At 70.3% G+C, this 13,306-nt stretch carries 12 protein-coding genes; 11 read left to right on the top strand and 1 reads right to left on the bottom strand.

The window, feature by feature from the left end; translation table 11 throughout:
- The first annotated feature begins 26 nt into the window (after window positions 1–26).
- The 7 genes from H4687_RS12490 to H4687_RS12460 all read left to right on the top strand — a co-directional run bounded on the left by H4687_RS12490 (window position 27) and on the right by H4687_RS12460 (window position 6,245).
- Window positions 27–824, top strand: coding sequence for a cell division protein FtsQ/DivIB (locus tag H4687_RS12490; RefSeq protein WP_046916055.1), 798 nt, complete (start codon window positions 27–29; stop codon window positions 822–824).
- Window positions 825–1,103: 279 nt separating this feature from the next.
- Window positions 1,104–2,294, top strand: coding sequence for a cell division protein FtsZ (gene ftsZ, locus H4687_RS12485; RefSeq protein ID WP_046916046.1), 1,191 nt, complete (start codon window positions 1,104–1,106; stop codon window positions 2,292–2,294).
- Complete coding sequence (gene pgeF, locus H4687_RS12480; RefSeq protein ID WP_046916045.1) at window positions 2,291–3,061, top strand: peptidoglycan editing factor PgeF; 771 nt, start codon at window positions 2,291–2,293, stop codon at window positions 3,059–3,061. Before ftsZ ends, pgeF begins: the two co-directional genes overlap by 4 nt.
- A 5-nt stretch (window positions 3,062–3,066) precedes the next feature.
- A complete protein-coding gene (locus H4687_RS12475) occupies window positions 3,067–3,786 on the top strand; it encodes a YggS family pyridoxal phosphate-dependent enzyme (RefSeq protein WP_046916054.1) in 720 nt (239 codons plus the stop codon).
- A gap of 128 nt (window positions 3,787–3,914) precedes the next feature.
- Entirely contained in the window at window positions 3,915–4,556 is a 642-nt protein-coding gene (locus H4687_RS12470) for a cell division protein SepF (RefSeq protein WP_046916044.1), read from the top strand.
- A 50-nt stretch (window positions 4,557–4,606) separates the two neighbouring features.
- Window positions 4,607–4,897, top strand: coding sequence for a YggT family protein (locus tag H4687_RS12465; RefSeq protein ID WP_028796910.1), 291 nt, complete (start codon window positions 4,607–4,609; stop codon window positions 4,895–4,897).
- Between the two features lie 52 nt (window positions 4,898–4,949).
- Window positions 4,950–6,245 carry a DivIVA domain-containing protein gene (locus tag H4687_RS12460; RefSeq protein ID WP_046917435.1) on the top strand — a complete coding sequence of 432 codons (1,296 nt, stop codon included), beginning with the start codon at window positions 4,950–4,952 and terminating at the stop codon, window positions 6,243–6,245.
- Window positions 6,246–6,497: 252 nt separating this feature from the next.
- On the opposite strand, the gene ileS is transcribed toward H4687_RS12460, so the two are convergent.
- Window positions 6,498–9,641, bottom strand: coding sequence for an isoleucine--tRNA ligase (gene ileS, locus H4687_RS12455; RefSeq protein WP_046917434.1), 3,144 nt, complete (start codon window positions 9,639–9,641; stop codon window positions 6,498–6,500).
- Between the two features lie 650 nt (window positions 9,642–10,291).
- Between ileS and H4687_RS12450 the strand changes: the two genes are divergently transcribed.
- From H4687_RS12450 to H4687_RS12435, 4 genes are all read left to right on the top strand, one after another.
- Window positions 10,292–11,080, top strand: a complete 789-nt coding sequence (locus tag H4687_RS12450) for a TraR/DksA family transcriptional regulator (protein ID WP_050399079.1) — start codon at window positions 10,292–10,294, stop codon at window positions 11,078–11,080.
- Between the two features lie 81 nt (window positions 11,081–11,161).
- Window positions 11,162–11,773, top strand: coding sequence for a signal peptidase II (lspA, locus tag H4687_RS12445; protein ID WP_046912698.1), 612 nt, complete (start codon window positions 11,162–11,164; stop codon window positions 11,771–11,773).
- A gap of 75 nt (window positions 11,774–11,848) precedes the next feature.
- Complete coding sequence (locus tag H4687_RS12440) at window positions 11,849–12,793, top strand: RluA family pseudouridine synthase (protein WP_046912699.1); 945 nt, start codon at window positions 11,849–11,851, stop codon at window positions 12,791–12,793.
- Entirely contained in the window at window positions 12,790–13,266 is a 477-nt protein-coding gene (locus H4687_RS12435; RefSeq protein WP_046912700.1) for a GNAT family N-acetyltransferase, read from the top strand. Before H4687_RS12440 ends, H4687_RS12435 begins: the two co-directional genes overlap by 4 nt.
- Window positions 13,267–13,306: the final 40 nt, after the last annotated feature.

Below are 13,306 nucleotides of genomic sequence, written 5' to 3'. Positions count from 1 at the left end.
GAACCGGGCCAGGAGAGGGAGTGGGCGTGGCCGGACCGACCACCGCCGAACGCGGCGCAGACGAGGATCTGGACCCCGGCCCGCCGCCCCGGCGGCGGCTCCCCGGCCCCCGGGTGCTGATCGCCGTCGCGGTCGCTCTCGCGCTGATCGGCGGCGCCTCGGTCTGGGCCCTGTACGGCTCCTCGTGGCTGCGGGCGGAGCGGGTGTCCGTGTCGGGTACCCGCGTGCTCACCGTGGGGGAGGTGCGCCGGGCCGCCGCCGTACCGCTCGGCGATCCGCTGATTTCCGTCGACCTCGACGGGATCGAGTCACGTCTGCTGCGGAAATTGCCGCGAATCGACTCGGTCGCGGTCACCCGTTCCTGGCCCCACGGAATCGGGCTGAAAGTGCGCGAACGTACTCCGGTCCTGATTGTCGAAGCGGCCGGAAATGCGGGCAAGTACGTCGAAGTGGACGCGAAAGGGGTGCGTTTTGCCACGGTTTCGCGCGCCCCGGAAGGGGTTCCCGTACTGGAATTGGCGGTGACCCGGTCGGGTACGTCCGCCGCCGGTCCGCGGCGATTCGGCGAGGACCGGCTCGTACGGGGGGCCGTACGGGTCGCCGGTGACATTCCGGCCGTGATCGCGCACGAGACCAGGGTCGTCAAGGTCCGTTCCTACGACTCCATCACGCTGGAGTTGACCGGGGACCGCACCGTCGCGTGGGGAAGTGCGGAGAAGGGGCGCGCGAAGGCCCGCGCGCTCGCCGCCCTGATCAAAGCCGCCCCGGACGCCGGGCACTTCGACGTGAGCGCCCCCACCGCGCCCGCGTCATCAGGGAGTTGACGCGCATCCGTGCAGGCCAGCACCCTGGTTGGGCATCGCTATGCCTGATCACATAGGGTGAAAAGAAAAACGGGAGGTTCGGCGTGTTCGTTGAACGTGCGCCACTTGTCGACTTAGTGTCCTGTTCGGAAGAGTCCAAGGAACAGTCACACTGGTAACCCTAAACTTCAGCGTTAGGGTTCGGGTCGGCGTTCGGACCGTCCCACTTCGGCATCAGTCGTCGCATCACGGGTACCCCGCGAAGCGGCGACACGTAACTCGAGGCGAGAGGCCTTCGACGTGGCAGCACCGCAGAACTACCTCGCAGTCATCAAAGTCATCGGTGTCGGCGGCGGTGGTGTCAATGCCATCAACCGGATGATCGAGGTCGGTCTCAAGGGCGTCGAGTTCATCGCCATCAACACCGACGCGCAAGCTCTGTTGATGAGCGACGCCGACGTCAAGCTCGACGTCGGCCGCGAACTCACCCGCGGACTCGGCGCCGGTGCCAACCCGGCCGTCGGCCGCAAGGCGGCCGAGGACCACCGCGAGGAGATCGAGGAGGTCCTCAAGGGGGCCGACATGGTCTTCGTGACGGCCGGCGAGGGCGGCGGCACCGGCACCGGCGGCGCGCCCGTCGTGGCCAACATCGCCCGCTCGCTGGGCGCCCTCACCATCGGCGTGGTCACCCGCCCCTTCACCTTCGAGGGCCGCCGCCGCGCCAACCAGGCCGAGGACGGCATCGCGGAACTCCGCGAAGAGGTCGACACCCTCATCGTCATCCCGAACGACCGGCTGCTGTCCATCTCGGACCGCCAGGTCTCGGTGCTGGACGCCTTCAAGTCGGCCGACCAGGTCCTGCTCTCCGGTGTCCAGGGCATCACCGACCTCATCACCACGCCCGGCCTGATCAACCTCGACTTCGCCGACGTCAAGTCCGTGATGTCCGAGGCCGGTTCGGCCCTCATGGGCATCGGCTCGGCCCGCGGCGACGACCGCGCGGTGGCCGCCGCCGAGATGGCGATCTCCTCGCCGCTGCTGGAGGCGTCCATCGACGGCGCCCGGGGCGTGCTGCTCTCCATCTCCGGTGGCTCCGACCTCGGTCTGTTCGAGATCAACGAGGCCGCGCAGCTGGTCAGCGAGGCCGCCCACCCCGAGGCCAACATCATCTTCGGCGCGGTCATCGACGACGCGCTCGGCGACGAGGTTCGGGTCACGGTCATCGCGGCCGGGTTCGACGGCGGCCAGCCCCCGGCCAAGCGGGACAACATCCTCGGCTCGGCCGCGGCCAAGCGCGAGGAGCCGGCGCCGGTCCGGCCCGCCGAGAGCCGGCCGTCCTTCGGCTCGCTCGGCAGCGTCAAGCCGAAGGAGGAGCCGGCGCCCGCCCCGGAGCCGGTGACCGAGGTGCCCGTCGCCCCGCCGGTCCCGCCGTCCCGGTCCTACTCGGACAGTGCGGCGGAGGAGCTGGACGTGCCGGACTTCCTCAAGTGATAGGACGGCACGAGCACGTGGGCGGCGCGCACTTCGCCTTCACCGACAGGTGGGGCGGGGTGAGCGCCGCTCCGTATGAGCAGCTCAATCTCGGCGGGGCGGTCGGGGACGACGCCGGCGCCGTGACGACGAACCGGGAGCTGGCGGCCAAGTCGCTGGGTCTGGAACCGGACCGGGTCGTCTGGATGAACCAGGTGCACGGCGCGGACGTGGCCGTGGTCGACGGACCCTGGGGTTCCGGCTCCGGCCCGGGCCCGGGCCCGGGCTCAGGATCCGGTTCCGGCGACATCCCGTCCGTCGACGCGATCGTCACCACCCGGCGCGGTCTCGCCCTCGCCGTCCTCACCGCCGACTGCGTACCCGTCCTGCTGACCGACCCCGTCGCCGGGGTCGCGGCCGCAGCCCACGCGGGCCGGCCCGGCATGGTCGCCGGGGTCGTCCCCGCCGCCGTTCGGGCCATGACCGAACTCGGCGCCGAGCCCGCCCGGATCGTCGCCCGGACCGGACCCGCCGTCTGCGGCCGGTGCTACGAAGTGCCCGAAGCGATGCGCGCCGAGGTGGCCACCGTCGAGCCGGCCGCGTACGCCGAGACCAGTTGGGGCACGCCGTCCGTGGATGTGTGCGCCGGAGTGCACGCACAGCTGGAGCGCCTCGGGGTGCACGACCGGGAGCAGTCACCGGTGTGCACGCTGGAGTCGCGCGATCACTTCTCGTACCGCCGCGACGGCGCCACAGGGCGACTCGCGGGATATGTCTGGCTGGACTGATGGGCATGACGGACCGTAAGGCACAACTCGCCGCGAACCTGGCGAAGGTGGAGGGTCGCATCGCGGCGGCGTGCGCGGCCGCGGGGCGCGGGCGGGACGAGGTCACCCTGGTCGTGGTGACCAAGACCTACCCGGCGGACGATGTGCGGATCCTGTCGGAACTCGGTGTGCGTCAGGTCGCCGAGAACAAGGACCAGGACGCGGCGCCCAAGGCTGCCGAATGCTCGGATCTGCCCCTTGTGTGGCACTTCGTGGGGCAATTGCAGACCAACAAAGTCCGCTCTGTGGTGCGTTATGCGGATCTCGTGCAGTCCGTCGATCGTTCCAGGCTTGTCACGACTCTGTCGAAGGAGGCCGTCCGGGCCGGGCGCGAGGTGGGATGTCTCATCCAGGTCGCGCTCGACGCCGACGCGAGCGGCCGGGGGGAGCGAGGAGGTGTCGGGCCGGACGGAATCGAAGAGTTGGCCGACCTCCTCGCGGGGGCGCCGGGGCTGCGGGTCGATGGTCTGATGACCGTCGCGCCGCTCACCGGGGAGTACGCCGGACGGCAACGGGCCGCTTTCGAGCGGTTGATGGATTTGTCGACCGACCTGCGCCGAGCCCATCCGGCTGCGAACATGGTCTCCGCCGGGATGAGTGCGGACCTCGAGGAGGCCGTCGCGGCCGGAGCGACACATGTGCGCGTCGGCACTGCGGTACTCGGAGTCCGTCCCGGGCTCGGGTAACGTCGCCAAGAAGTCGGACCACAGCAGAAAATATGGTCATTCCGTCGAGAGGCGGGCGCAACGACCTCGTGGATCGCGGGCACTTGGAAGTCGTCAGTGGATCCACCACAGAGCGGAGGACTCAGAGCATGGCCGGCGCGATGCGCAAGATGGCGGTCTACCTCGGCCTCGTGGAGGACGATGGGTACGACGGCAGGGGCTTCGACCCCGATGACGACTTCGAGCCCGAGCTCGACCCGGAGCCCGAGCGGGACCACCGCCGGCACGAGCCGGCGCATCAGGCACACCAGTCACACCAGTCCCAAAGGGATGAATCGGTGCGAGTGGTACAGCCTCCCGTGCAGCGCGAACCGGTGTCGCACGCCACTTCGCTCCCCGCGGAATCGGCGCGACCCGCCCGGATCGCGCCCGTGGCGTCCATCACACAAGAACGTTCGAGTCTGGAGAAGAACGCACCGGTGATCATGCCCAAGGTCGTGTCCGAGCGAGAGCCTTACCGGATCACCACGTTGCACCCGCGGACCTACAACGAGGCCCGTACCATCGGGGAACACTTCCGTGAGGGCACCCCGGTGATCATGAATCTGACTGAGATGGACGACACAGACGCGAAGCGACTTGTCGACTTTGCGGCCGGTTTGGTGTTTGGTCTTCACGGCAGCATCGAGCGGGTGACGCAGAAGGTGTTCCTGTTGTCGCCTGCTAACGTCGATGTCACGGCGGAGGACAAGGCCCGTATCGCAGAGGGCGGGTTCTTCAACCAGAGCTGAGACGCAGGACCGGAACAAGATGCGGGACAGGGGAGAGGGAAGCACGGATCATGAGCGTGGTTTGGCAAGTGCTCTGGATCGCTCTGATGTGTTTCCTCATCGTGCTGATCTTCCGGTTGGTCATGGACTATGTGTTCCAGTTCGCCCGCTCGTGGCAACCCGGCAAGGCGATGGTGGTCGTTCTGGAGGCCACCTACACTGTCACCGATCCACCGTTGAAGCTTCTGCGGCGGGTCATCCCGCCGCTGCGTCTCGGGGGCGTGGCGCTCGACCTGTCCTTCTTCGTACTGATGATCATCGTCTACATCCTGATCAACATCGTGGGTGGACTCGCGAGGTGACTGTGGACGATCCGGTCTTGCCGACTGCCGATGACTACGTTGAGGTGAAGAGATGCCGTTGACCCCCGAGGACGTGCGGAACAAGCAGTTCACGACCGTCCGCCTCCGAGAAGGCTATGACGAGGACGAGGTCGATGCCTTCCTCGACGAGGTCGAAGCCGAACTGACGCGCCTGCTACGCGAGAACGAGGACCTGCGCGCCAAACTGGCCGCGGCCACGCGTGCTGCTGCCCAGAACCAGCAGAACATGCGCAAGCCCCCGGAGCCTCAGGACCAGCAGCAGGGCGGCATGCAGCAGGGTGGCATGCAGCAGCAGGGTATGCAGCAGGGCGGCATGCAGCAGGGTGGCATGCAGCAAGGCGGTATGCAGCAAGGCGGCATGCAGCAGCAGGGTATGCGCGGTCCCGGTGGACCCGTACCCGCTGGGATATCGGGCCCGCCGCAGCAGATGGGGGGCCCCATGGGTGGCCCGCCCCAGCTGCCGAGCGGTGCTCCGCAGCTGCCCGCCGGCCCCGGTGGCCAGGGTGGGCAGCAGGGTCCCGGCCCGATGGGGCAGGGACCGATGGGCCAGGGCCCCATGGGTCAGGGCCAGATGCAGCAGCAGATGGGCCAGGGTCAGATGGGCCAGGGTCCCATGGGCGGCCAGCCTCCCATGCAGCAGATGGGCGGTCCGATGGGCGGCCCCATGGGCGGTCCGATGGGCGGCCCCGGCCAGGGTCCCGGCGGCGACAGCGCCGCGCGTGTGCTCTCGCTGGCCCAGCAGACCGCCGACCAGGCGATCGCCGAGGCCCGTTCCGAGGCCAACAAGATCGTCGGTGAGGCCCGTAGCCGCGCCGAGGGTCTGGAGCGGGACGCCCGTGCCAAGGCCGACGCGCTGGAGCGGGACGCGCAGGAGAAGCACCGCGTCGCGATGGGCTCCCTGGAGTCCGCCCGCGCCACGCTGGAGCGCAAGGTCGAGGACCTGCGCGGCTTCGAGCGCGAGTACCGCACGCGTCTGAAGTCGTACCTGGAGTCGCAGCTGCGTCAGCTGGAGACCCAGGCGGACGACTCGCTGGCCCCGCCGCGCACCCCGGCGACCGCGTCGCTGCCGCCGTCCCCGGCGCCCTCCATGGCTCCGGCCGGCGCGAGCGCCCCGTCGTACGGCGGCAACCCGGGCGGTATGGGCGGAGGCATGGGTGGAGGCATGGGCGGCGCCCCGTCTCCGGCCGGGCCCTCCTACGGCGGTCAGCAGCAGATGTCGCCCGCCATGACCCAGCCGATGGCTCCGGTCCGGCCGCAGGGTCCCTCTCCGATGGGACAGGCTCCCTCGCCGATGCGCGGGTTCCTGATCGACGAGGACGACAACTGACGATTACTGGTACGCCGTAGGCGTCGGCAGCGTTCAGGGCGGGGCCCCGGATTTCTTTCCGGGGCCCCGCCCTTTTGCCGTGCGGGCCCCGGGGCGGGGCGGTAGCGCGGGGATGCGCGCGGATGTGCGGCGGACACAACGCCGAAGGCCCGGGGCGCCGAGATCTCTCACGGCGCCCCAGGCCTTCTTGGTCGCCCGGGGTGGTGCGGAGCGGGGCCCTGCTCGCCGACCCGGGCGAGCAGGGCGATGGCGCTACGCCTTGCGGAGGCGGAACGCCAGGGTCAGGCCCTCGTCCGTGAAGGGCGTGCCGAAGGTCTCGTCGCCCTCGCCGGTGGCGAAGTCCGTGGCGAGGACCTCGTCGGCGATCAGCGGCGAATGTTCGGTCAGGGCGGCCGTGACCGCCGGGTCCGTGGCCGTCCAGCGCAGGGCGATACGGTCGGCGACGTCGAGGCCGCTGTTCTTGCGGGCCTCCTGGATCAGGCGGATCGCGTCACGGGCCAGGCCCGCCTGCCGCAGCTCCTCCGTGATCTCCAGGTCGAGGGCGACCGTGGCGCCCGAGTCGGAGGCCACCGACCAGCCCTCGCGCGGGGTCTCCGTGATGATGACCTCGTCGGGGGCCAGGGTGACGGTCTCACCGTCGACCTCGACCGAGGCGGTGCCCTCGCGCAGGGCGAGGGACAGGGCGGCCGCGTCGGCGCCCGCCACGGCCTTGGCCACGTCCTGGACCCGCTTGCCGAAGCGCTTGCCCAGCGCGCGGAAGTTGGCCTTGGCGGTGGTGTCCACCAGGGAGCCGCCGACCTCGGAGAGCGAGGCGAGCGAGCTGACGTTCAGCTCCTCCGTGATCTGCGCGTGCAGTTCGGGGTCGAGGGAGTCGAAGCCCGTGGCGGCCACCAGGGCGCGCGAGAGGGGCTGGCGGGTCTTGACGCCCGACTCCGCGCGTGTGGCGCGGCCCAGCTCCACCAGGCGGCGGACCAGGACCATCTGCCTGGACAGCTCGGGGTCGATCGCGGAGAGGTCGACCTCCGGCCAGGAGGCCAGGTGCACGGACTCGGGGGCCTGCGGGGAGACCGGCACGATCAGGTCCTGCCAGACCCGCTCGGTGATGAACGGGGTCAGCGGGGCCATCAGCTTGGTGACCGTCTCGACGACCTCGTGCAGGGTGCGCAGCGCCGCCTTGTCGCCCTGCCAGAAACGACGGCGCGACCGGCGTACGTACCAGTTCGACAGATCGTCGACGAACGCCGAGAGGAGCTTGCCGGCGCGCTGGGTGTCGTAGGCCTCCAGGGCCCCGGTCACCTGGTCGGTGAGGGCGTGGAGTTCCGACAGCAGCCAGCGGTCCAGGACCGGGCGGTCGGCCGGGGCCGGGTCCGCCGCGCTGGGCGCCCAGTTCGACGTGCGGGCGTACAGGGCCTGGAAGGCGACCGTGTTCCAGTAGGTGAGGAGGGTCTTGCGGACGACCTCCTGGATGGTGCCGTGGCCCACGCGGCGGGCCGCCCAGGGGGAGCCGCCTGCCGCCATGAACCAGCGGACGGCGTCGGCGCCGTGCTGGTCCATGAGCGGGATCGGCTGCAGGATGTTGCCCAGGTGCTTGGACATCTTGCGGCCGTCCTCGGCGAGGATGTGGCCGAGGCAGACGACGTTCTCGTACGACGACCTGTCGAAGACCAGGGTGCCGACGGCCATCAGCGTGTAGAACCAGCCGCGGGTCTGGTCGATGGCCTCGCTGATGAACTGCGCCGGGTAGCGGGACTCGAAGAGTTCCTTGTTCTTGTACGGGTAGCCCCACTGCGCGAACGGCATCGAACCCGAGTCGTACCAGGCGTCGATCACCTCCGGGACGCGCGTGGCGGTGGCGCCGCAGCCGTCCTCGGGGCACGGGAAGGTGACCGCGTCGATGAACGGGCGGTGCGGGTCCAGCTCGGACTGGTCGGTGCCGGAGAGGCGGCTCAGCTCCTCGCGGGAGCCCACGCAGGTGAGGTGGTTCTCCTCGCAGCGCCAGATCGGCAGCGGGGTGCCCCAGTAGCGGCTGCGGGAGAGGGCCCAGTCGATGTTGTTGTTCAGCCAGTCGCCGAAGCGGCCGTGCTTGACCGAGTCCGGGAACCAGTTGGTCTTCTCGTTCTCCTGGAGGAGACGGTCCTTGACGGCGGTGGTGCGGATGTACCAGGACGGCTGCGCGTAGTACAGGAGCGCGGTGTGGCAGCGCCAGCAGTGCGGGTAGCTGTGCTCGTACGGGATGTGCCTGAAGAGCAGGCCGCGCTGCTGGAGGTCCTCGGTGAGCTTTTCGTCCGCCTTCTTGAAGAAGACGCCGCCGACGAGGGGGACCTCCTCCTCGAAGGTGCCGTCGGGACGGACGGGGTTCACTACGGGCAGGCCGTACGCGCGGCAGACCTTGAGGTCGTCCTCGCCGAAGGCGGGGGACTGGTGGACCAGGCCCGTACCGTCCTCGGTGGTGACGTATTCGGCGTTGACGACGAAATGCGCCGTTTCCGGGAACTCCACGAGGTCGAACGGACGTTGATAGGTCCAGCGCTCCATTTCGGCGCCGGTGAAGGTCTGGCCGGTGGTCTCCCAGCCCTCGCCGAGCGCCTTGGCGACGAGCGGCTCGGCGACGACGAGCTTCTCCGTGCCGTCCGTGGCGACCACGTAGGTGACCTCGGGGTGGGCGGCGACCGCGGTGTTGGACACCAGCGTCCACGGCGTGGTCGTCCACACCAGGAGCGCTGCCTCGTCGGCGAGCGGACCGGAGGTGAGCGGGAAACGGACGTACACCGAGGGGTCGACGACCGTCTCGTAGCCCTGCGCCAGCTCGTGGTCCGACAGGCCGGTGCCGCAGCGGGGGCACCAGGGGGCGACGCGGTGGTCCTGGACCAGCAGACCCTTGCCGAAGATCTCCTTGAGCGACCACCAGACGGACTCCACGTACTCGGGGTCCATGGTCCGGTAGGCGTCGTCGAGGTCGACCCAGTAGCCCATGCGGGTCGTCAGCTCGGTGAAGGCGTCGGTGTGCCGGGTCACCGAGTCGCGGCACCTGGCGTTGAACTCGGCGATGCCGTACGCCTCGATGTCCTTCTTGCCGTTGAAGCCGAGTTCCTTCTCGACCGCCAGCTCCACCGGGAGGCCGTGGCAGTCCCAGCCGGCCTTGCGGGCCACGTGGTAGCCGCGCATCGTGCGGAAGCGCGGGAAGACGTCCTTGAAGACGCGGGCCTCGATGTGGTGGGCGCCCGGCATGCCGTTGGCGGTGGGCGGTCCTTCGTAGAACACCCACTCGGGGCGGCCCTCGGACTGCTCCAGGCTCTTGGCGAAGATCTTCTGGTCGCGCCAGAAGTCGAGCACCGCGTGCTCGAGCGCGGGCAGATCGACCTGGGCGGGCACCTGGCGGTACGTCGGCTCTGTCATGAGCGGGCTTCCTCCAACGGACTTGCTGCCTTCCGTCGGAGGGACGAGAGCTTCGATCCTTCGTACGCCGTGTGCGGCGCGCTCCCGCGGTACCACCCTCCTTGGCCCCCCTGTGCGCCGTACGCGCCGGTGAGCCCCCTCATTGAGGTCGCGATACCGGGTCTACTCGCCGCGCCCCAGGGACGGCGCCATGGGCTGCGGCTTTCTTCCGGCGGCTCCGGGGTGATCTTCACATCGCGCTGGCCCCCGGGCTTCCACCGTCCCCGGGTCGCTCTGGGCTGCGTACGACGCTACTCGTCCCCATCCACGCTTCTCGCTGCGCCCAGTGTACGGCGCCGCGCGGACGGCGGCCGACCGGTTTTCGAGGGCGCGCGGGAGGGGCGGGGCGGGGCCTTCGGCAGGCCTCGCGGCCGGGCGGGCGGTGACCTGCGGGGTGACCCGAATGGAGCGGGCGGGGCGTCCGGATCCTGGGACGTCCGGCGGGGCGGAATACCCGGCGGGGAGCTGGGCACAACGCTTGCAGGCTCGTCGCGTGACGGCCGTGAGGTGGGAGAATCGGGTGGTCTGCCCCGTTGCCGAGGGACTCAGGTCGATTTATCGTCCCAGCACGATTCGCGTGCAAGATCACCATATGTGAAGGGGCCGCGGCCATGGTGGCGAAGAAGGCGGTGGCGAAGAAGACCGCGGCCGAAGGGACGGTCGCCGCGAGGACGGCCGTGAGGAAGACCGCGGCCAAGAAGGCGACGGCGACCGGGAAGCCGACGGTGACCGGGACGACGGTGGCGGCCGAGGAGGCCGCGGCGGTCGGGAAGGCCGACGCGCACAAGCCCGCCGCGAGGAAGAGCGCGGGCAGGAAGAGCACGGCGAAGAGCGCGGCAAAGAGCCCCTCTGCGAAGAAGAGCACGGTCAAGAAGGCGGACGCGGCCAAGGCCGCCGAGACGACGGGAGCCACGACGGTGGTTGCGAAGAACACTCCTGGTACGGCTACGGCGGCGAAGCGGAAGCCCTCCGCCGTCCCCAAGGCGCGGCCCGCCGCGGTGGAGCCCGGCGAGCTGGCCGTACGGCCCGGCGAGGACCCCTGGAGCCCGGAGGAGGTCGCCGAGGCCCGCACGGAGCTGCAGTCCGAGGCCGTGCGGCTGAGGGCCGAGCTGGAGGCCTCCGAGCGGTCGCTCACGGGCCTGATGCGGGACTCGGGGGACGGCGCCGGCGACGACCAGGCCGACACCGGGGCGAAGAACATCACGCGCGAGCACGAGCTGTCGCTGGCCCACAACGCGCGCGAGATGCTCGACCAGACCGAGCGCGCCCTGGACCGGCTGGCCTCGGGCACGTACGGCCTCTGCGAGAACTGCGGCAATCCGATCGGAAAGGCACGGATGCAGGCGTTTCCCCGGGCCACTCTCTGTGTGGAGTGCAAGCAGAAGCAGGAACGCCGCTAGTGATCGCGGACTGAGCCCCTGGTCCGCGAGGGTCGTGTCGTACCTTTGTCCTCAGTCAGGAACCTAGGTTGAGGGACTCACGTGGCAGAGGCGGAGCGCATCATCGGTACGCCGGACATCCCAGACGCGGCGGGAACCGACCCGGAGCAGTCCGACGGCGGGAACGGGGCCGTGGCGGAGCAGGCCGACGCGCCCGCGCGCCCGCGCGGCAAGCGCCGTGTCGCCGTGCTGTTCGGGGTCGCCGCGCTGGCGTACGCGCTCGACCTCGTCAGCAAGATGATCGTGGTCGCCAAGCTGGAGCACCACGAACCGATCGAGATCATCGGGGACTGGCTGAAGTTCGAGGCGATCCGCAACGCGGGTGCGGCCTTCGGCTTCGGCGAGGCCTTCACGATCATCTTCACGGTGATCGCGACGATCGTGATCGTGGTCATCGCCCGGCTCGCCCGCAAGCTCTACAGCCTGCCCTGGGCGATCGCGCTCGGTCTGCTGCTCGGGGGCGCGCTCGGCAACCTCACGGACCGGATCTTCCGTGCGCCGGGGGTCTTCGAGGGCGCGGTCGTCGACTTCATCGCGCCCAAGGGCTTCGCGGTCTTCAATCTCGCCGACTCGGCCATCGTGTGCGGCGGCATCCTGATCGTGCTGCTGTCGTTCCGGGGGCTCGACCCGGACGGGACCGTCCACAAGGGCTGAGAGCGGGGCACCGCGTCGAGGAGGTCGTCCACAGGCACGGTCGGGCGGCTCTCACCCGTCCGGCATACTCGACGGGTGAGCACGATTCCCGAGATCCGTACCCTGCCCGTGCCCGACGGCCTGGAGGGCGAGCGTGTCGACGCCGCCATCTCCCGCATGTTCGGCTTCTCCCGTACCAAGGCGGCCGAGCTCGCCGCCGCGGGGAAGGTCACGGTCGACGGGTCGGTGGTCGGCAAGTCGGAGCGGGTGCACGGCGGGGCCTGGATGGAGGTCGAGATGCCGCAGGCGCCCGCGCCGGTGCAGATCGTCGCCGAGCCGGTCGAGGGCATGGAGATCGTGCACGACGACGACGACGTGCTGGTGATCGTCAAGCCGGTCGGCGTGGCCGCGCACCCCAGCCCCGGCTGGTCCGGGACGACCGTCATCGGCGGGCTCGCCGCCGCCGGGTACCGGATCTCGACGTCGGGCGCCGCCGAGCGCCAGGGCATCGTGCACCGGCTCGACGTGGGCACCTCGGGACTGATGACGGTCGCCAAGTCGGAGCGGGCCTACACCTCCCTGAAGCGCCAGTTCAAGGAGCGGACCGTCGACAAGCGGTACCACGCGCTGGTCCAGGGCCACCCCGACCCCACGAGCGGCACCATCGACGCGCCCATCGGACGGCACCCGAACCACGACTACAAATGGGCCGTCACCGCGGAGGGCAAGCCGTCGGTCACGCACTACGACCTGGTCGAGGCGTTCCGGGCCGCCTCGCTGCTCGACATCAAGCTGGAGACCGGGCGCACCCACCAGATCCGCGTCCACATGTCCGCCCACCGGCACCCCTGCGTCGGCGACCTGACGTACGGCGCCGACCCGACGCTTGCCAAGCGGCTCGGCATCACCCGCCAGTGGCTGCACGCCGTGCGGCTCGGCTTCGAGCACCCCGGGGACGGCAGCTGGGTCGAGTTCGAGAGCGAATACCCGGCCGATCTGCAGAAGGCCCTCGACAAGGTGCGCGAGGAGACGTACGCGTGAGTCCCGTGCCGGTGTCCTACGAGGTGCGCGTCGCCGACGGTCCCGCCGACCGCGAGGCGTGCTTCGCGGTGCGCAAGGAGGTCTTCGTCGTCGAGCAGGGCGTGCCGCAGGACCTGGAGTACGACGCGTACGACGCCGGGGCCGTGCACGTCCTCGCCGTCCGGGACGACGGGACGCCCCTCGGGGCCGGGCGGCTGCTGTACGGGGAGGCCGCCGCCGGCAAGACCGGTGGAGCTCCGGGCGTCGGGTCTCTCGGGCGGCTCGCGGTCCTGGCGGAAGCCCGCGGGCTGGGTGTCGGGGTCGCGCTGGTGCGGGCCGTCGAGGAGGCGGCGCGGGAGCGCGGGCTGACCGCGGTGGACCTGGGGGCGCAGACGCACGCGCTCGGGTTCTACGAACGGCTGGGGTACGCGGCGTACGGGGCGGAGTTCCTGGACGCGGGGATACCTCATCGGGCGATGCGGCGGTCGATTTAGCGTTCGACGGTGCGGGTGGGGCACCCTGAAGACTGGCCGG

Source organism: Streptomyces stelliscabiei (assembly GCF_014873495.1).
GTDB classification, from domain to species: domain Bacteria; phylum Actinomycetota; class Actinomycetes; order Streptomycetales; family Streptomycetaceae; genus Streptomyces; species Streptomyces bottropensis.
Note: the sequence above shows the minus strand (reverse complement) of the source record. Positions and strands in the feature narration are given on the sequence as shown.